The 17382-nt window shown below is 60.0% G+C and carries 16 protein-coding genes; 8 read left to right on the top strand and 8 right to left on the bottom strand.

Annotation, left to right across the window (positions count from 1 at the left end):
- Positions 1-79 precede the first annotated feature (79 nt).
- Complete coding sequence (locus NN484_RS11460) at positions 80-793, bottom strand: FadR/GntR family transcriptional regulator (protein ID WP_127652175.1); 714 nt, start codon at positions 791-793, stop codon at positions 80-82.
- Between the two features lie 366 nt (positions 794-1159).
- Between NN484_RS11460 and NN484_RS11455 the strand changes: the two genes are divergently transcribed.
- Both NN484_RS11455 and gudD read left to right on the top strand, forming a co-directional pair.
- Positions 1160-2506: an MFS transporter gene (locus tag NN484_RS11455; RefSeq protein ID WP_127652176.1), complete on the top strand. Its 1347-nt coding sequence runs from the start codon at positions 1160-1162 to the stop codon at positions 2504-2506.
- Between the two features lie 35 nt (positions 2507-2541).
- A complete protein-coding gene (gene gudD, locus NN484_RS11450) occupies positions 2542-3885 on the top strand; it encodes a glucarate dehydratase (RefSeq protein WP_274659137.1) in 1344 nt (447 codons plus the stop codon).
- 117 nt (positions 3886-4002) lie between these two features.
- On the opposite strand, the gene NN484_RS11445 is transcribed toward gudD, so the two are convergent.
- Positions 4003-4875 carry a LysR family transcriptional regulator gene (locus NN484_RS11445; protein WP_215500991.1) on the bottom strand — a complete coding sequence of 291 codons (873 nt, stop codon included), beginning with the start codon at positions 4873-4875 and terminating at the stop codon, positions 4003-4005.
- Positions 4876-5035: 160 nt separating this feature from the next.
- On the opposite strand from NN484_RS11445, the gene ampC reads away from it, so the two are divergent.
- Positions 5036-6202, top strand: a complete 1167-nt coding sequence (gene ampC, locus NN484_RS11440; protein WP_274659136.1) for a class C beta-lactamase — start codon at positions 5036-5038, stop codon at positions 6200-6202.
- A 69-nt stretch (positions 6203-6271) separates the two neighbouring features.
- On the opposite strand, the gene NN484_RS11435 is transcribed toward ampC, so the two are convergent.
- Positions 6272-6838, bottom strand: a complete 567-nt coding sequence (locus NN484_RS11435) for a DUF4174 domain-containing protein (protein WP_274659135.1) — start codon at positions 6836-6838, stop codon at positions 6272-6274.
- Positions 6839-7045: 207 nt separating this feature from the next.
- On the opposite strand from NN484_RS11435, the gene NN484_RS11430 reads away from it, so the two are divergent.
- Positions 7046-7510: a GNAT family N-acetyltransferase gene (locus NN484_RS11430; protein WP_127652181.1), complete on the top strand. Its 465-nt coding sequence runs from the start codon at positions 7046-7048 to the stop codon at positions 7508-7510.
- A gap of 57 nt (positions 7511-7567) precedes the next feature.
- On the opposite strand, the gene NN484_RS11425 is transcribed toward NN484_RS11430, so the two are convergent.
- The 3 genes from NN484_RS11425 to NN484_RS11415 all read right to left on the bottom strand — a co-directional run bounded on the left by NN484_RS11425 (position 7568) and on the right by NN484_RS11415 (position 9650).
- A complete protein-coding gene (locus NN484_RS11425; protein WP_274659134.1) occupies positions 7568-7882 on the bottom strand; it encodes a hypothetical protein in 315 nt (104 codons plus the stop codon).
- A 9-nt stretch (positions 7883-7891) separates the two neighbouring features.
- Complete coding sequence (locus NN484_RS11420) at positions 7892-8677, bottom strand: sulfite exporter TauE/SafE family protein (protein ID WP_215500994.1); 786 nt, start codon at positions 8675-8677, stop codon at positions 7892-7894.
- A 223-nt stretch (positions 8678-8900) separates the two neighbouring features.
- Complete coding sequence (locus NN484_RS11415) at positions 8901-9650, bottom strand: hypothetical protein (protein WP_274659133.1); 750 nt, start codon at positions 9648-9650, stop codon at positions 8901-8903.
- Between the two features lie 344 nt (positions 9651-9994).
- On the opposite strand from NN484_RS11415, the gene NN484_RS11410 reads away from it, so the two are divergent.
- The 3 genes from NN484_RS11410 to NN484_RS11400 all read left to right on the top strand — a co-directional run bounded on the left by NN484_RS11410 (position 9995) and on the right by NN484_RS11400 (position 12629).
- Positions 9995-11143 (top strand): aldose epimerase family protein, encoded by a 1149-nt coding sequence (locus NN484_RS11410; protein WP_215500996.1) that lies wholly within the window; start codon positions 9995-9997, stop codon positions 11141-11143.
- Positions 11144-11308: 165 nt separating this feature from the next.
- Positions 11309-12130 (top strand): aldo/keto reductase, encoded by an 822-nt coding sequence (locus NN484_RS11405; RefSeq protein ID WP_274659132.1) that lies wholly within the window; start codon positions 11309-11311, stop codon positions 12128-12130.
- 28 nt (positions 12131-12158) lie between these two features.
- Positions 12159-12629, top strand: coding sequence for a DUF1810 domain-containing protein (locus NN484_RS11400; RefSeq protein ID WP_127652187.1), 471 nt, complete (start codon positions 12159-12161; stop codon positions 12627-12629).
- Here the strand turns inward: NN484_RS11400 and NN484_RS11395 are convergent.
- Complete coding sequence (locus tag NN484_RS11395; RefSeq protein ID WP_274659131.1) at positions 12594-14954, bottom strand: DNA polymerase II; 2361 nt, start codon at positions 14952-14954, stop codon at positions 12594-12596. The two genes, NN484_RS11400 and NN484_RS11395, sit on opposite strands and share 36 nt — an antisense overlap.
- A gap of 356 nt (positions 14955-15310) precedes the next feature.
- On the opposite strand from NN484_RS11395, the gene NN484_RS11390 reads away from it, so the two are divergent.
- The gene (locus tag NN484_RS11390; RefSeq protein WP_215500999.1) at positions 15311-15751 is read left to right on the top strand and encodes a CBS domain-containing protein; all 441 of its coding nucleotides are present in this window, start codon (positions 15311-15313) and stop codon (positions 15749-15751) included.
- Between the two features lie 84 nt (positions 15752-15835).
- Here NN484_RS11390 and NN484_RS11385 read toward each other — a convergent pair whose 3' ends face one another.
- On the bottom strand, positions 15836-16459 hold the full coding sequence (locus tag NN484_RS11385) for a glutathione S-transferase N-terminal domain-containing protein (RefSeq protein WP_274659130.1): 624 nt from the start codon (positions 16457-16459) through the stop codon (positions 15836-15838).
- Positions 16460-17382: the final 923 nt, after the last annotated feature.

Below are 17382 nucleotides of genomic sequence, written 5' to 3'. Positions count from 1 at the left end.
GATGACCTCTTCGCGAGCAAGCTCCCACATTTGGACTGCATTCCTCTGTGGGAGCGAGCCCGCTCGCGACCAGTGGCAATCAGCCTTGCGCACCGAAGCGGTCGCGGCTGTTAGTCAGGTGCAGCCACATGGCCGCGCGCGCGGCATCCGGATCCTGGCGCTTGATCGCATTCAAGATCGCCTCGTGCTCCAGATGGGCCAACTGTCCCAGCTTGCTCAAATCCGCTGCACCGCGCTCGGCAGCGTTGAGTCGTTGACGCGGAATCATCGCGTTGCCCAGGTGCTGCATGATTTCGCTGAAGCAGACGTTGCCGGTGGCTTCGGCGATCAGCAGATGAAAACGTCGATCGGCCTCGACGCAACTGTCGTTGCTGTCCAAAAGGCGCTGATAGTCATCCAGCGCCTGACGCATTTGCAGCAATTGCTGTTCGCTGCGCCGTTGCGCCGCCAACGCGGCCGCCTGCGTCTCCAGGCCCATGCGCAATTCAAGAATGCTGCGCACGCCGAGCGCGGTATCGACATTCAGGCGCAAGCCCTGCTCGGCAGCGCGCTCGATGACGAATGTGCCGATGCCGTGCCGCGTCTCGACCAGTCCCGACGCCTGCAATTTGGAAATCGCCTCGCGCACCACCGTGCGACTGACGCCGTGCTCCTGGACGATGGCGTTCTCCGACGGCAGCTTGTCGCCGGGCGACATCTGGCCGAGCAGGATGCTCTGGGTCAGTTTCTCCACCAGATCATGCGCAAGGTTATGCGCACGTTTGCGGGCAGGGGCGTCGAGTTCTTCTTGCATGGTCGTTTCCGGTCATCGGGGCTTGCGGATCGTAGCATTGCGCAATGGCAGACGAGATTGATTTTAGCGTTGAAATAACCCTCAACTTGTATGACAACACTCAATAAAACCAAAAATCTCGCACACGTCAGGCCGAACACCTGCTTGAGGCTCAGCCTCGAATGATTGTGACGCACGACCGCAACAGCCAACAAAACCTAACAAATACGGGACAAATCGATAAAAAGGCATAAAAAATTTGCCCGCCAGGCAAATTTAATCGTTCTCCCCCACTTGTAGGACAAAAAATCTCAGTTGTATGATGTCTATCAACAACGCAGCACCCAGCCCTACCCCGCATAAAAATAATCAGTGGGAGAAAACCAAGTGAAAACCTCCGTCTCCGGGATGAACGAGGGCGTCGACTCGACACTCGCCTCTGCCATCTCGAAAGTGAAACGCCACGTCCTGCCGCTCTTCGTGATCATGTTCATCGTCAATTACATTGACCGGGTGAACATCGGTTTCGTCCGCACCCACATGGAACACGATCTGGGCATTGGTGCCGCCGCCTACGGCTTCGGTGCCGGCCTGTTCTTCATCGGTTACGCGCTGTTCGAAGTCCCGTCCAACATGCTCTTGCAGAAAGTCGGCGCGCGTATCTGGCTGACCCGCATCATGCTCACCTGGGGTCTGGTCGCCGCCGGCATGGCGTTCATCCAGAACGAAACGCACTTTTACATCCTGCGTTTCCTGCTCGGCGTGGCCGAGGCCGGGTTCTTTCCCGGGGTGATCTACTACTTCACCCGCTGGCTGCCGGGAGCCGAACGCGGCAAGGCGATCGCGATTTTCCTCAGCGGTTCGGCAGTCGCCTCGCTGATCTCCGGCCCGCTGTCCGGCCTGCTGTTGCAGATCAACGGCCTGGGCATGCACGGCTGGCAGTGGATGTACTTCATCGAAGGGATGTTTTCGGTCGGGCTCTGTGTGTTCGTCTGGTTCTGGCTCGATGCCAAACCCCACGACGCCAAATGGCTGACCCGCGCCGAACAGGATGCGCTGGTCACGGCCATCGACGATGAACAGAAGGCCCGCGAAGCCGCGACGCCGATCCGGCCATCGATGGGCAAACTGCTCAAGGACCGGCAGATCATTCTGTTTTGCCTGATCTACTTTTTCATCCAGTTGACGATCTACGCCGCAACGTTCTGGCTGCCTAGCATCATCAAGAAAATGGGCGAAATGAGTGACTTCCAGGTCGGGTTGTTCAACTCGATTCCGTGGTTGCTGTCGATCATCGGCATGTACGCCTTCGCAGCCTTCTCGGCCAAGTGGAAGCACCAGCAGGCCTGGGTGGCGACCGCGCTGTTGATCGCGGCGGCGGGAATGTTCATGTCCACCACCGGCGGGCCGATCTTCGCCTTTGTCGCGATCTGTTTTGCGGCACTGGGCTTCAAATCCGCTTCGTCACTGTTCTGGCCGATTCCGCAGGCGTATCTGGACGCGCGGATCGCCGCAGCGGTGATTGCGCTGATCAATTCGGTGGGCAACCTCGGCGGCTTCGTCGCGCCGACCACTTTCGGCCTGCTCGAAGAGCACACCGGCTCGATTCAAGGCGGTCTCTACGGTTTGGCCGCGACCTCGATCATCGCCGCAATCATCGTCTTCGCCGCGCGCACCACCCCCAAGTCCGCTGCTGACCTCGCCGTGGCCGAAGCCGCGGCGAAACACGCCTGACTTCTGTTTTGATGAATGCTGACAAGGATAAAAACATGACTGCACACGACACCGCCAAAGCACCGATCATCACTGACATGCAGGTCATTCCGGTGGCCGGTCACGACGGCATGCTGCTCAATCTGAGCGGCGCCCATGGGCCGTTTTTCACCCGCAACATCGTCATTCTCAAAGACAACGCCGGTCACACCGGCGTCGGTGAAGTGCCCGGTGGCGAACGCATCCGCCAGACGCTGGAAGACGCCCGCAGCCTGGTGATCGGCAGCCCCATCGGCAACTATCAGAGAATCCTCAATCAGGTGCGCCAGACCTTCGCCGAGCGTGATGCCGGCGGTCGTGGCCTGCAGACGTTCGACCTGCGCATCACCATCCACGCCGTCACCGGGCTCGAAGCCGCCCTGCTCGACTTGCTCGGCCAATACCTCGACGTACCGGTTGCGGCATTGCTCGGCGAAGGCCAGCAACGCAATGAAGTGAAGATGCTCGGTTATCTGTTCTACGTTGGCGATCAGCGCGAAACCAGCCTCGCCTACCGCCGCGAACCGGACGCCGATAACGACTGGTTCCGCGTGCGACACGAGAAGGCCATGACCGCCGAAGCGGTGGTGCGCCTGGCCGAAGCCGCCCAAGCGAAATACGGCTTCAAGGACTTCAAACTCAAGGGCGGCGTACTCAGTGGCGATGCGGAAATCGAAGCCGTGACAGCGCTGGCCGAACGCTTCCCGGACGCGCGCATCACCCTTGATCCGAACGGCGCCTGGTCACTGAAAGAAGCGATCCGCCTGTGCCGCGACCAGCATCACGTGCTGGCTTACGCCGAAGACCCGTGCGGTGCGGAAAACGGTTACTCAGGGCGCGAAGTCATGGCCGAATTCCGCCGCGCCACCGGGCTGAAGACGGCGACCAACATGATCGCCACCGACTGGCGCGAGATGGGCCACGCGATCCAGTTGCAGTCGGTGGACATTCCGCTGGCCGACCCGCACTTCTGGACCATGCAGGGCTCGGTGCGTGTCGCGCAGTTGTGCCATGAGTGGGGGCTGACCTGGGGTTCGCACTCCAACAACCACTTCGATATCTCCCTGGCGATGTTTACCCATGTCGCGGCGGCGGCACCGGGTGACATCACCGCCATCGACACCCACTGGATCTGGCAGGACGGCCAGCGCCTGACCAAGGCGCCGCTACAGATTGTCGACGGCTGTGTGCAGGTGCCAACCAAACCGGGGCTGGGCGTGGAGCTGGACATGGATCAACTGGCCAAGGCCCACGAACTCTACAAAGGCATGGGCCTCGGCGCACGGGATGACAGCGTGGCGATGCAGTTCTTGATTCCGGGGTGGACGTTCGATAACAAGCGGCCGTGCCTGGTGCGTTGATGCGCTGCTGATGCTTCCCCTGTAGGAGCTGCCGCAGGCTGCGATCTTTTGATCTTGATCTTCAAAAATCAAAGTCAAAAGATCGCAGCCTGCGGCAGCTCCTACAAGGGTTTTGTGTCAGGCAGTGATTTGTAGCAGCCACTGTTTGAACGCCGTCATCGCCGCCGTTTCCGACCGCGATTGCAACCGCGTCAGCCAATAGCTGCCGGTGGTGATTTCAATCGCAAACGGCTGGCGAATCACGTCCGCCGCCAGTTGCCGGGCGAACATCAACGGCGGCGCCAGCGCCACCCCGCTGCCCTGCAGCGCGGCCTCCATCATCGCCAGCGATGAGTCGAACACAATGCTCTGCGGCGGTGCCGCGTGGGTCGCCAGGCCGGCAGCGTGAAACCATTCCGGCCATTCATCGGTGCGATAGGAGCGCAGCAAGCGCTGCTGCAGCAGATCCCCCGGCGTGTGCAGTTGCCGGGCGATTTCCGGCACGCACAGCACCGACAGTGGAGCGTCGAGCAGTCGCGTGGCCTCGATGCCATGCCACGCCCCGGCACCGAAACGAATCGCATAATCCAGCCCTTCGGCAGCGACGTCGACCCGATTGTTGTGCGTCGACAGGCGCAAGTCGACCAGCGGATGTTTCGCCTCAAAGTCCGCCAGCCGCGGCAACAACCAGCCGACCGCGAACGTCCCCACCGCCCCGACGGTCAACGTTTCGCGGTATTGTCCACCGGCCAGACGTTCGAGCATCTGCGCAATGTGATCGAACGAGGTCGTCAGCACCGGCAACAGGGTTTCGCCTTCACCGGTGAGCATCAGCCCGCGTGGCAGGCGCTTGAACAGGGTGACGTTGAGTTGCGCTTCGAGGCTTTTGACCTGATGGCTCACCGCCGCCTGGGTCACGCACAGCTCCACGGCGGCACGGGTAAAGCTCAGATGCCGCGCCGAAGCTTCGAACGCGCGCAGTGCATTGAGCGGCAATTGAGGTCGAATCATGCCCAGTCCCAAATTTTTCTAATGGCTCATGCGAAATTTCATCGTTTGCCGATTGCGTCCGCACTGCCTAAATTGACGGCGCTGATCAGCCGCCCAACAGGAAAATCGCCCGCAGTGTAGCGGGATAACACCATCAACACTCATGGAGAGTGGTTCACTCATGTCCTTCGTCAATCCGAGTAAAGTCATTTCCTGCAGTGCCTTTGGCCTGCTTTTCGGCGCTACCGCGTGCATCGCCGCCACGCCCACCGACGAGCAACTGCAAGCCGTGGTGAAAAACGCCGTGACCCCGGTGATGCAGCAACAGCACATCCCTGGTCTGGCAGTTGCGATCACGGTTAACGGTCAAGCGCATTACTTTAACTACGGCGTTGCGGCCAAGGACACCGGGCAAGCGGTCAGCGAAAACACCCTGTTTGAAGTCGGCTCGGTGAGCAAGACCTACACCGCGACACTCGCCGGTTACGCACAAGCCATCGGCAAACTGGAGTTCTCCGACAAGGCCAGCCAGCACTGGCCCGAGCTGAAAGGCAGCGCTTTTGATCACATCAGCCTGCTGCAACTGGGCACCTACAGCGCCGGCGGCCTGCCACTGCAATTCCCGGAGGCTGCGGATTCTTCCGACAAAATGCTCGGCTATTACCAACAGTGGAAACCGACCTTTCCGGCCGGCAGCCATCGCCTCTACTCCAATCCGAGCATCGGCCTGTTCGGTTACCTGGCCGCAAAAAGTCTCGGCCAGCCGTTCAATCAGGTCATGACCGAAACCCTGCTGCCGAAACTCGGGCTCAAGCACACCTTCCTGTCGGTGCCGGCGTCTGAACAAAAGCTCTACGCCCAGGGCTACGACAAGAACAACAAACCGATTCGAGTCAGCCCCGGCGCCCTCGATTCCGAAGCCTACGGCGTGAAAACCAGCACCGCCGACCTGCTGCAATACGTCGAGGCCAACCTCAACACCGCCAAACTCGAAACACCCCTGCAAAAAGCCATCGCCCTTACCCACACCGGTTACTACACCATCGGCGACATGACCCAGGGTCTGGGCTGGGAACGCTACCCCTACCCGATCAGCCTCGAACGTCTGCAAGCCGGCAACTCCACGGAAATGACGATGCAAGCGCACAAGGTCAAATGGCTGGCCTCGCCACAGCCGGAACCGGCCAATGTGCTGTACAACAAAACCGGCGCCACCGGCGGCTTCGGTGCGTACGTGGCCTTCGTGCCGTCGAAAGACCTCGGCATCGTGATTCTGGCGAACAAGAACTACCCGAACGCGGAGCGAGTGAAGATTGCGCATAGCATCTTCAGCGCGCTGACTGACTGAAGCACAAAAGAAGGCAATAAAAATGGGCGACCTGCAGAGGTCGCCCATTTTTTGTTTCAGGTCGCTGGATCAATCATCCGGCATTTCCGGTGGCTTGCTCGGTTTCGCCGGTTTGGTCGCCTTGGCGCCCTTCTCGCCTTTCTTGGTCGTCGGTTCGGTGGTTGCAGGGGCTGCAACCGTTGGCGGCGCGATGTCTTTTTCGCTCGCCGGTAGCGCATCAACCGTGTCGAAGACTTTCTTCAAGTCCACAGATTTTGCTTCATCGCCCGAGGCCGAGAGTTTGGTCTCGCCGTCCTTGCCGAGCAGGAACACTTTCGGGTACGCCCCGGCGCCCAGCTTCAGCGAACGCAACAGGGCCATGGTGTCCTGCTGGCCGAGGTCCTTGCCGTCGAGCTGTCCGGCCATATTGAGAATGGTGTAGACCTTGATGTTGCGATCGGTGACGCCCTTCTTGTTCGCCGGATCTTCCAGCGACTTTTTCAGCCCCACCCACACCGGGTCGACGGTGCTTGAAGCAATCACGATCAACGGTCGGGATCTGCCCAGGTCCCCGGCGATGGGCGAATCGTTGTCTGCGGCGAACAAGGGGCCGGCAATCGCCAGCAAGAGTGTCAGGGTCAGTGACCTGATGAGCATGCGCATCTCCTTTTGATATCCACGCTCTAATGATTGCGCATCGTGGCGATTGTTCCGGGCAGGCCCGGCAAATATGTTTCGCCTTGCCAGAAGCTTAGGTCAGCCCCGTCATTGCGCAACCGGATGCGCACAATCGTGAGGTGGATTTGATTACCTTTTATGACCGCATTAGGGTGGCAGTTCGACCGACGAAATGGAGTTCTGCGTATGCACATCGACTACCTGTGCGATCACCCGCATCTGATTGAGGAACTGGCCGCGCTCAATTTCAAGGAATGGGGCGAATTCCGTGACGGCGATACCCTTGAGGCCCGTACCGTGCGCATGCGCGCGGCTTGCGGCAAGGGCGCGATTCCCTGCGCGGTGGTGGCCATTGAAGACGGCAGATTGCTCGGTGGCGCGCTGCTGATCGACAGTGACATGAAGATCCGCCCGCAACTGACGCCGTGGCTGGCGGGGGTCTATGTGAAGGCTGAGGATCGCGGGCGCGGAGTCGCATCGCAGCTGGTCAACAGGATTGTCGATGAGGCGGCGGCGCTGGGCGTGTCGCAGTTGTATCTGTACACCGACGCGGCGCAATCGCTGTACGCGCGACTGGGTTGGGAGGTGATCGAGGATCTGCTGTACGACGATCTGCCGGTGACGGTGATGAAGTTTGTCATCCAGCGCTGATGGGTTTTGATCCTGTGGCGAGGGAGCTTGCTCCCTCGCCACAACGGTTCAGTGCGTTCAGCCCAGCACGGACGCCAGCACTGAAGCATCGACTTGGCGCCCGGCAATCCTGAGCTGCCCATCCTCCAGGCTGATACTCAACGTTACCGCCGGCCGATCACCCGGATATTTGCGCAGCAACAGATCAATGCCACTGGCCGTTTCATCGGCCGTGGCAATCAGGTCCCACAGGCTGTCACTCAAATCCAGCAGCTCCCGCCCGCTCCGTTGATCGACCACCCGCGGCGCATACAACCAGTGGCTCATGCGCATCTCCCGGGGTTCGACGGTGATGGCCAGGCGCTCGTTGCAGTACAGGGTGGTTTCGCTCATGGATATCGATCAGAACGCCAGTTTGTAGCCGATCAACAGCAGCATGGTCGCCAGGCACGGGCGCAGCAATTCATCGGAAATGCGCCCGGTCAGGTGGCTGCCGAGCCAGATGCCCGGCAGCGAACCCATCAACAGAAAGGCCAGCACGCCCCAATCCATGTTGCCCATGCTCGCGTGGCCGAGGCCGGCGACCAGGGTCAGTGGCACGGCGTGGGCGATTTCGGTGCCGACCAGGCGGCGGGTCGGTAGCAGCGGATAGAGGATGAACAACGCGACTGTGCCGAGGGCGCCGGCCCCGATCGAGGTCAGGGCGACCATGGTGCCGAGGATCAGACCGGTGATCACCGTCATCACATTCAGGCGCACGCCGCTCGGGTTGTAGTTGCCGCCGGCGCGTTTGTGAGCGAATTCCAGCAAGCGTTTCTTGAACAGAATCGCCAGCGCCGTGGCGAACAGCACAAAGCCCAGGGCTTGTTTGATGATCGCGTTCATCGCCTCGGGCGCGGTGTGCAGGGTGCTGAGGAACCACAAGGTCATGGCGACCGCCGGTACGCTGCCCAGAGTCAGCCAACCGGTGATGGCCCAGTCGATGTTGTTGTTCTTTTTGTGAACGAGCACGCCACTGGATTTGGTAATGGCTGCGTACAACAGGTCAGTGCCCACTGCGGTTGCCGGGTTGATGCCGAACCACAGCAGGATCGGCGTCATCAACGAACCACCGCCGACGCCGGTCATGCCGACAATAAAACCCACCACCAGCCCGGCGATGATCAGGCCGAAATTTGCCAATTCCATTAAGACGTCCAGAAAAACGACAGGAAAAATCTGGTCCGCAGCATAGCGATTTTTCATATAACCACATATATCGATGCGGTCTATCGTTATGCCTTTGCAAGACAGACAGAAGCCTTTGTATGAGCGAGCCTGCTCGCGAATGGCGGCCTGTCAGTCAGCAATGATGTGGCTGATACGGCGCTTTCGCGAGCAGGGGAAAGAAGTTTACAGCCCGCGGTAGCGTTTATTGAACCGGGAGGAAGTTCAGGAACAGCAGACTTTGCGCGTAATTCAGGCCAATGCGCCGGTAGCGCTCATCGAGCATCTGCGTCAGCAAGTCGAGCCGCGCGACGATCTTGCCGAACTCGGTGGCGAAACTCAGGTTGCTGCCCTCCTCCGAAATCTCATTGGAGAACAGCAGCGGCTGGCCTTCCTTGTTCTGCCGCTGGGACAGAATCCACGTGGCTTTCTCGATGTTGCGCGCGGCGTTATGCACGAAGGTCGGGTTGATCGCATCGGTCATGTAGAACTCGACGCGGTTGCCGTGGGCGGTGACCAGCATGCTGCCGATGGCATAAATGAACGCGCCGACCCGATCACCGAGAAACTCCGGACTCATCGCGTAACTGAGCGCCGCCAGATCCTTGCGCCCACCCAGCACCGGCAACGGTTGCTGCTGCTCGACTGCCAGGCGCACTTGTTTTACGGCGGTGCTGATGTCGAGGAAGCCCGACTTGCGCAGCTCTTGCGGGTTGCGCAGATACAGCTTGCCCATCAACCGGTAAAGACTGTTGAGGTTGTCGCGCATCGCCAACGTGGCCATGCGGTCGACACTGGTCTGCAAGAATTCCTGCGGCTGCCCATCACGCATCTGAGCAATGAAACCGTTGCCATCCTGGTGGCTGCAGCCGCTGAACAGCAACGACGACAGACACGCCAACAGCAGGCACGGGCGGCGAACAACAGCAGCGATCAGGTCACAAACTCTCGGCATGAATTCTCGAACGGGCACATTCCTGCGCGGCGGGCGTCGCCGCATCCTGGCCATGGATAGAGCCGTTAATTGCGAAAAAGTGCAGTGGCGGGTGTTCCCGGCTGATATCTGGCGAAGGAACGCCAAGCAAATTAGTCAGTCTTTATTGTTGAAATAAACGATGAACAAGCTATAAATCTTCTTTCATGACGTAAATAGATTGACTAGTTAACCTGTAGGAGCTGCCGCAGGCTGCGATCTTTTGATCTTCGTTTTTAGAATCAAGATCAAAAGATCGCAGCCTGCGGCAGCTCCTACAGGGAGTCGTGGTGTTTTCAAAACAACAACAAAAAGGAAGGTCAACCATGCTTCAATCACGTCACCTGCTTTCCGGCCTCGGACTGTCCCTGATGATCGCCACCCTTTCCGCCAACGCGGCGGGCCTGACCGCCGAACACAAAGCCTTCGGCAAAACCAACGACGGCACGCCCGTCGAGCAATACATCCTGCGCAACAGCCACGGCATGCAGGCGACCGTGATCACCTACGGCGCCACCCTGCAATCGCTGCTGGTACCGGACAAACACGGCAAGTCCACCGACGTGGTGCTGGGTTTTGATGATGTCCAGGGCTACCAGAAAGGCACCGCCTATTTCGGCGCAACCATCGGCCGCTTCGGCAATCGCCTGGCCGACGGCGCGTTCGAACTCGACGGCAAACGCTATCAGGTGCCACAGAACGACAAGTCCAACGCCTTGCACGGCGGCACACTGGGTTTTGACAAAAAGGTCTGGAAAGCCGAGCCGGTCAAAGACAAGGACTCGGTCGGTGTGACCCTGACCTACCTGTCGGCGGACGGCGAAATGGGCTTCCCCGGCAACCTCACCACGCAAGTAACCTATCGCCTGACCGACAGCAACGAGCTGCGCATCGACTACAAGGCCAACACCGATAAACCGACAGTGCTGAACCTGACCAACCACAGCTACTTCAACCTGGCCGGCGCCGGCAATGGCGACATCCTCAAGCAGGTTGCTACCTTGCACGCCAGCCATTACACCCCGGTCACCGGCAAGCTGATCCCCACCGGCGAACTGGCCCCCGTGGCCGGCACGCCGATGGATTTCACCCAGCCCACCGCCATCGGCACCCACATCAAGGCTGATCATCCACAGCTGAAATTCGCCGAACCGAAACAGGGCGGCTTCGATTTCAACTGGGTACTGGATACAAAAGGTGATGTGAGCAAAGTCGCCGCCGAGGTCAGCGATCCGCAGTCCGGGCGCCATCTGCAGTTGTACACCAGCGAGCCGGGCGTGCAGTTCTACACCAGCAACTTCCTTGACGGCACCGTCAAGGGCAAGGGTGGCAAGGTCTATCCGCATTGGGGCGCGTTTACCCTGGAGACCCAGCACTATCCGGATTCGCCGAATCAGCCGGATTTCCCGAGCACGCGGCTGGATCCGGGGCAGACTTACAGCCATAGCGTGGTGCTGAAGTTTTCTGCCAAATAAAAGCTGAAGATCAAAAGATCGCAGCCTGCGGCAGCTCCTACAAGGGAAACACGGTCCCACTGTAGGCGCTGCCGCAGGCTGCGATCTTTTGCTTTTGAGCCCCATGGAACCCCTGCGCTATCCTGCTGCCCACTAAGGTATCGACCATCAGGACAGGAGGTTTGAATGCGTACCCTCGAACTGGCAGGCGTGCAGGTTCCGGTGATTGGCCAGGGCACCTGGCGCATGGGCGAAGACCGCTCGGCGCATAAGCGTGAAGTGGCCGCGTTGCGTCAAGGTATCGAACTGGGCATGAGTCTCATCGACACGGCAGAAATGTACGCCGAGGGCGGTGCCGAATCAGTCGTCGGCGAAGCCATCGCCGGCCTGCGCGACCAAGTGTTTCTGGTGAGCAAGGTCTATCCGCACAACGCCAGCCGCAAAGGCATCCCGCAAGCCTGCGAACGCAGCCTGCGTCGGCTCGACACCGATTACATCGACCTCTATCTGCTGCACTGGCGCGGCCAGTACCCACTGGAAGAAACCGTCGAGGCCTTCGAGCGTCTGCGCGAGGACGGCAAGATCGGTCGTTGGGGCGTGTCGAATTTCGATGTCGACGACCTCGAAGAACTGTCCTCCCCGGCCTGCGCCACCAATCAGGTGCTGTACAACCTGGAAGAGCGCGGCATCGAATTCGATCTGCTGCCCTGGTGCCAACAGCAGCGCATGCCGTTGATGGCGTACTGCCCGATCGGCCAGGGCGGCGCGATGCTCGCTGAACCGGTGCTCAAGCAGATTGCCGCTCGTCACAACGTGACCCCGGCGCAGGTTTCGCTGGCGTGGATTCTGCGTCAGGATGGGGTGATTGCGATTCCCAAGGCTGTGCGACCGGAACACGTGCAACTCAATGCACAAGCGGCGCAGTTGCAACTGGATGCCGGGGATCTGGCGGCGCTGGACCAGGTATTCAAAGCGCCACAACGCAAGCAGCGGCTGGCGATGGTCTGAGTCGCTGACCGCTGGCGAGGGCTTCGTCATGAGAAGCACTGATCAGTACGACCCGTTCAACCTGCAGCGTTTCGTCCAGGCCCAGGACCCGGTGTTCGAACGGGTCCAGCGTGAGCTCGGCGAGGGGCGCAAGCGCAGCCACTGGATGTGGTTTGTGTTCCCGCAGTTCGCCGGCCTGGGTGGCAGCGAGATGTCCCGGCGCTTCGCCATTCAGTCCGCCGCGGAGGCCCGGGCCTATCTGGCCCACGACCTGCTCGGCGCACGACTGCGAACCTGCACGCAGTTGGTGCTGAACATCCGCCAGCGTTCGATTGCCGAGATTTTCGGCCACCCTGATGACCTGAAATTCCACTCCTCGATGACCCTGTTTGCGCAGTTCAGCGCCGACGACGGCCCGTTCAATCAGGCACTCGAACGCTACTTCCATGGAATTCTCGACGAATGGACCCTGCAACTGCTGGACTCAAAACAGGCCCAGTTGCCCCCCGATCAGGGTTGAGAAATCGTCGTCGACAAACGGCAGAATCGCGTCCGCCACCGGTTGCAGCTGACGGGTGATGTAGTGGTCGTAGTCGATCGCGGCGCGGCGCACTTCCAGCGGTTCCGGCCCGGCCAGGGTGATGACGTAACTGATCCAGCCACCGTTCTGGTACTGCCGAGGGCGACCGTGCTGCGCGTTGTAATCGTCGGCCAGCCGTGCGGCGCGAACATGCGGCGGCACGTTGCGTTCATAGTCGTCGAGGGTGCGACGCAGGCGCTTGCGGTAGACCAGTCGCTCGTCGAATTCGCCGGCCAGGGTCTTGCGCACGTAGTCGCGCACGTAATCCTGATACGGCTTGCGTTGGAAGATCCGCTCGTAGAGTTCCTGCTGGAACTGCCGCGCCAGCAGCGACCAGTCGGTGCGCACGGTTTCCAGGCCCTTGTAGACCATTTCTTCGCTGCCGTCCGAACGGGTCACCAGTCCGGCGTAGCGCTTCTTGCTGCCCTCTTCCGCGCCGCGAATGGTCGGCATCAGAAAGCGTTTGTAGTGGGTTTCGTACTGCAATTCGAGGGCGCTTTGCAGGCCGTACTCCTCGCGCACGTGCTCGCGCCACCAATCGTTGACGTGTTTGACCAGCGCCAGACCGATCTGCGCCGCTTCGTCCTGCCCATGCGGGCGGCGCAGCCAGACGAAGGTCGAGTCGGTGTCGCCGTAGATCACCGCGTGGCCCTGCGCTTCGATGAGCTGGCGCGTGCGCAGCATGATCTCGTGGCCGCGCAGGGTGATCGACGACGCCAGGCGCGTATCGAAAAACCGGCAACCGCTGGAACCGAGCACGCCGTAGAAGGCGTTCATGATGATTTTCAGCGCCTGCGACAGTGGCGCGTTGTGCTCACGCTTGGCGGTCTCGCGGCCTTCGGCAACCCGCGCGACAATCGACGGCAGGCAATGCCGTGTGCGTGAGAAACGCGCGCCGCGAAACCCCGGCACCGAATCCGCATCGTTCGGGTGTTGCAGGCCTTCAATCAACCCCACCGGGTCGATCAGAAAGGTGCGGATGATCGACGGATACAGGCTCTTGTAATCAAGCACCAGCACCGACTCGTACAGCCCCGGCTGCGAATCCATGACGAAGCCGCCCGGGCTGGCCTGTGGCGGATTGGTCCCCAGGTTCGGTGCCACAAAACCCTGACGGTGCATCAGCGGCATATACAAATGGGTGAACGCCGCCACCGAGCCACCGCTGCGATCCGCCGGCAGACCCGTGACGCTGGCACGTTCGAGCAAAAACGTCAGCAGTTCGGTCTTGGCGAAGATCCGCGTGACCAGTTCGCAGTCCTTGAGGTTGTACTTGGCGAGCGCCGGTTTGTCCTCGGCGAACATGCGGTTGATTTCGTCCATGCGCTGGTACGGGTTGTCGATCGACTTGCCTTCGCCGAGCAGGGTCTGGGCGACGTTTTCCAGGCTGAACGAAGGGAAACTCCAGGTCGCCGAACGCAGCGATTCGATGCCGTCGATGATCAACCGCCCCGCTGCCGAGGCAAAGAAATGGGTGCGACTGCCGTGTTCGCGCCACTGCATTTCATCGCCGCCACGGCCGATTTTCAGCGGCACCCCGAGGCGCCGCGCGTGTTCGTGGAGGATGCGCAAATCGAACTGCACCAGGTTCCAGCCGATGATTGCATCGGGGTCATGCCGAGCGAACCAGGCGTTGAGTTTCTTCAGGATGACGGTGCGCGAATCGCAATATTCCAGATCGAAGTCGACGATGCTCGCGTCACCGTTGGGCGCGCCGAGCATGTACACCTGACGCTGGCCGCAGCCCTCCAGAGCGATGGAATACAGCTCGCCGGTTTCGGTGGTTTCGATGTCCAGCGAGGCCAGGCGTAGTTGTGGTCGGTATTTGGGATCAGGTTTGAGCTGTGCATTGAGCAGCACGCCATCGGCATCGGCGGTACCGCTGAACAGCACCGGCGCGGTGATGAAACGCTCCATCAGGTAGCGCTCGGGCGGGCGCACATCGGCTTCGAAGACGTCGACACCGGCGCGACTGAGCGCGGTTTCCAGACGCAGCAACTGCCCATGTTGCTGGCAATACAGCCCGAGCACCGGGCGATGTTCAAAATCCTGCAGCGCCAACGGGCGCAGTTCGACGTTTTTTTCGTCCTGCAGCAGACGCTCGGCCGCCTCGCGCTGTGCGGCGGGGATAAACGCCACCGACGTCTGCGGCGCCAGTCGCACACGGCGCGGCCCGGCGTCGGTCGCCAGCCAGAACTCGACTTCGGTGCCGGCCGGGGTATCGCGCCAATGCCGGGTCAGGACGAAGCCCTGCTGTAAATCCACCACTGCGACCTCAGGAATTGAATCAGAGGGGCATTCTACGCTGCCCTTGCTGATACAGGGTTTCCCTGTTGACCTGACTCCTGTGGTGAGGGGGCTTGCCCCCGTCGGCCCGCGCAGCAGGCCCAATCCTGCGTATCAGCTCGGCCAGATAATTGAGGCCGTGAATTTACGACTGCTTCGCAGCCGAACGGGGGCAAGCCCCCTCGCCACAAACGTCGTTCACCGTTCCGCAGGTTTGGGGGCAAGAAAATTCGGCAAATGACGTTTTTTGCGTGCTATCTGCCGCTTTGCCACCTTGCCCTGCGCGCAAGGGTCTACGATGCTTGAAGAACAACGACAACACCTGAGAAACCGCCATGAAGACCGTCGCCCAACTGCTCAAGCTCAAAGATCAGAACAATCAGGAAGTGCACCAGATCAAACCCGGTCACATGGTGCTCGAAGCGCTGATGAAGATGGCCGAAAAAAACGTCGGGGCCTTGCTGGTGGTCGAGGACGACAAAGTGGTCGGCATCATCAGCGAACGCGACTACGCGCGCAAACTGGTGCTGCACGGGCGCTCATCGGTCGGCACACCAGTGCGCGACATCATGGTGAAGGACGTCATCACCGTGGACACCCACCAGACCGTCGACACCTGCCTGGGGATCATGTCCGACAAACGCCTGCGGCACTTGCCGGTGGTGGAGAACGGCAAGCTGATCGGCCTGCTGTCGATCGGCGACCTGGTGAAAGAGGCGATTGCCGAACAGGCGGAGCTGATCAAGCAGCTGGAGCAGTACATTCGCGGGGAATAACAGCACAGCAAAAGATCGCAGCCTTCGGCAGCTCCTACAGAAAGCAGTGTAGGAGCTGCCGAAGGCTGCGATCTTTTGATCTTTTCAGGCCGGCCAATGCCGGGCAAACACCGGCGCCAGCACCGGATGCCGGTCAATGCGCTGCAACCACGCATAAAACCCCGGGCGAGTCTGGCGCAGATGCTCGCGGCTGCCCGCCCAGCGCGTCACCACCGCCGCCAGCACGTCCAGCGCGCCGGGCGCTTCGTCGTCCAGGTACAGCTCGGCGGAAAACTGGTCGGCAAACACTTCCCAACTCCAGTGCAAGCGCTCGCGGGCGCCGGCCATCAGGTTCTGCCGCGAGGCTTCGTCGGGCATCACCAGCCAGCGCTCGGGGTAATCGATGACACCGATGGCGGCGTAGCAATTACTGGCGATGTAGACCATGCCGCGAATGGCCTGAGCGCGATCGACGGCCTTGGCCGGCAACAAGCCGGACCCGGGAAAGCTCAGGCCCAGGTGAATCAGAATCGCCACACTCTCGGTGATCGCAGTGCCGTCCGGCAATTGCAGGGTCGGCACCTGTTTCAGTGGATTGAGGCGTGCCAATGCTTCGGCGGCTTCGGCCGAGGCTTCGATATCGATAAAGCGATACGCGATCTGGCACAACTCCAGCGCCGCTTCGATGGCTGCTGCGCCCGAGTTTCTGTGCCCGTAAAGTTGATACATGCCCCCTCCTCGATCCCGACAGTTCTGGTGTAGCCCTATTTATAGCGGGTGTATCCGCTTTGGCACGTTTTTCCCATGCATTTGCGACTTGCGAATTCAACCGTCGCAAAACAGCGCTTACGGTGCCCATCCCGCACCAAGAGCAATCATCGAACGCTATCCGCGTTCTTGTAAGGTGCGATACCGAACCAAAAGTTCGCGTATCCGAGCTGGCAACAAGGAGGTCACTGCGTGAATCTTCATTCGCTCTGCCGCTTCACGGCCTGTGGGTATTCATCCGCGCAAAGCCGAGTTCGCCTGAACAGTCCCGGCCATCAAAACATTTACCTTATTACCTGAACCGAACAGTCATGCACTGCGTTTGGCGCAATTGATTGCGCCCGCGGCAACACACTATTTATTTTTTAAATACAACGCATGAAGTTAGTGAGCGAACGACGTTCAGCGACCGATAGCAGGATTGTCGAACAATAACTTCCCGCATTTTCTAATTGCACCAAAAACGCTCTCCAGGATTACAACTCACGAACACTTGAACATGGTTTTCAATTGAACAAGAACAAGGAAACGACCTGTGACCCGCTAATACATTGACCCGCACCAAATCAGTCCGCCGCGCACCATCAAATGCCCTGGCAGACCCGAGCTCAGCTGCTCTGACTGGCTATTTCGCCGGATACAGCGCCCCGTCTGACTCGCCTGCAAAAAAGCCCCGGTATTCGGGGCCGTGGACAGCCACGCACTAAAGAAAATCCGGCCGACCAATAAAACTTATATAAATGCGACATGAGTAACAGCCGCGAAATAACAGCTCTACATTTCAGCAACATTTGGCACAGCGGTTGCTAAACGAACTTCGACCGCAACATCTGCAGGCGCTGCCAAAGGCTGCGCCTACATAGAACAACACCAGGGAATGGCTA

The organism is Pseudomonas serboccidentalis (assembly GCF_028830055.1).
Classification (GTDB): domain Bacteria; phylum Pseudomonadota; class Gammaproteobacteria; order Pseudomonadales; family Pseudomonadaceae; genus Aquipseudomonas; species Aquipseudomonas serboccidentalis.
The sequence above is the reverse complement of the archived record's forward strand: the minus strand, read 5'-3'. Positions and strand labels throughout refer to the sequence as shown.

Excerpts from the sequence above, each read along its gene's own strand:
- NN484_RS11425 (WP_274659134.1), bottom strand. The coding sequence starts at position 7,882 with ATGAGCGAAACCACCCTGTACTGCAACGAGCGCCTGGCCATCACCGTC.
- gudD (WP_274659137.1), top strand. The coding sequence starts at position 2,542 with ATGACTGCACACGACACCGCCAAAGCACCGATCATCACTGACATGCAG.
- NN484_RS11390 (WP_215500999.1), top strand. The coding sequence starts at position 15,311 with ATGAAGACCGTCGCCCAACTGCTCAAGCTCAAAGATCAGAACAATCAG.
- NN484_RS11400 (WP_127652187.1), top strand. The coding sequence starts at position 12,159 with ATGAGAAGCACTGATCAGTACGACCCGTTCAACCTGCAGCGTTTCGTC.
- NN484_RS11445 (WP_215500991.1), bottom strand. The coding sequence starts at position 4,875 with ATGATTCGACCTCAATTGCCGCTCAATGCACTGCGCGCGTTCGAAGCT.
- NN484_RS11405 (WP_274659132.1), top strand. The coding sequence starts at position 11,309 with ATGCGTACCCTCGAACTGGCAGGCGTGCAGGTTCCGGTGATTGGCCAG.
- NN484_RS11460 (WP_127652175.1), bottom strand. The coding sequence starts at position 793 with ATGCAAGAAGAACTCGACGCCCCTGCCCGCAAACGTGCGCATAACCTT.
- NN484_RS11415 (WP_274659133.1), bottom strand. The coding sequence starts at position 9,650 with ATGCCGAGAGTTTGTGACCTGATCGCTGCTGTTGTTCGCCGCCCGTGC.
- NN484_RS11430 (WP_127652181.1), top strand. The coding sequence starts at position 7,046 with ATGCACATCGACTACCTGTGCGATCACCCGCATCTGATTGAGGAACTG.
- NN484_RS11385 (WP_274659130.1), bottom strand. The coding sequence starts at position 16,459 with ATGTATCAACTTTACGGGCACAGAAACTCGGGCGCAGCAGCCATCGAA.
- NN484_RS11420 (WP_215500994.1), bottom strand. The coding sequence starts at position 8,677 with ATGGAATTGGCAAATTTCGGCCTGATCATCGCCGGGCTGGTGGTGGGT.
- NN484_RS11410 (WP_215500996.1), top strand. The coding sequence starts at position 9,995 with ATGCTTCAATCACGTCACCTGCTTTCCGGCCTCGGACTGTCCCTGATG.
- NN484_RS11435 (WP_274659135.1), bottom strand. The coding sequence starts at position 6,838 with ATGCTCATCAGGTCACTGACCCTGACACTCTTGCTGGCGATTGCCGGC.
- ampC (WP_274659136.1), top strand. The coding sequence starts at position 5,036 with ATGTCCTTCGTCAATCCGAGTAAAGTCATTTCCTGCAGTGCCTTTGGC.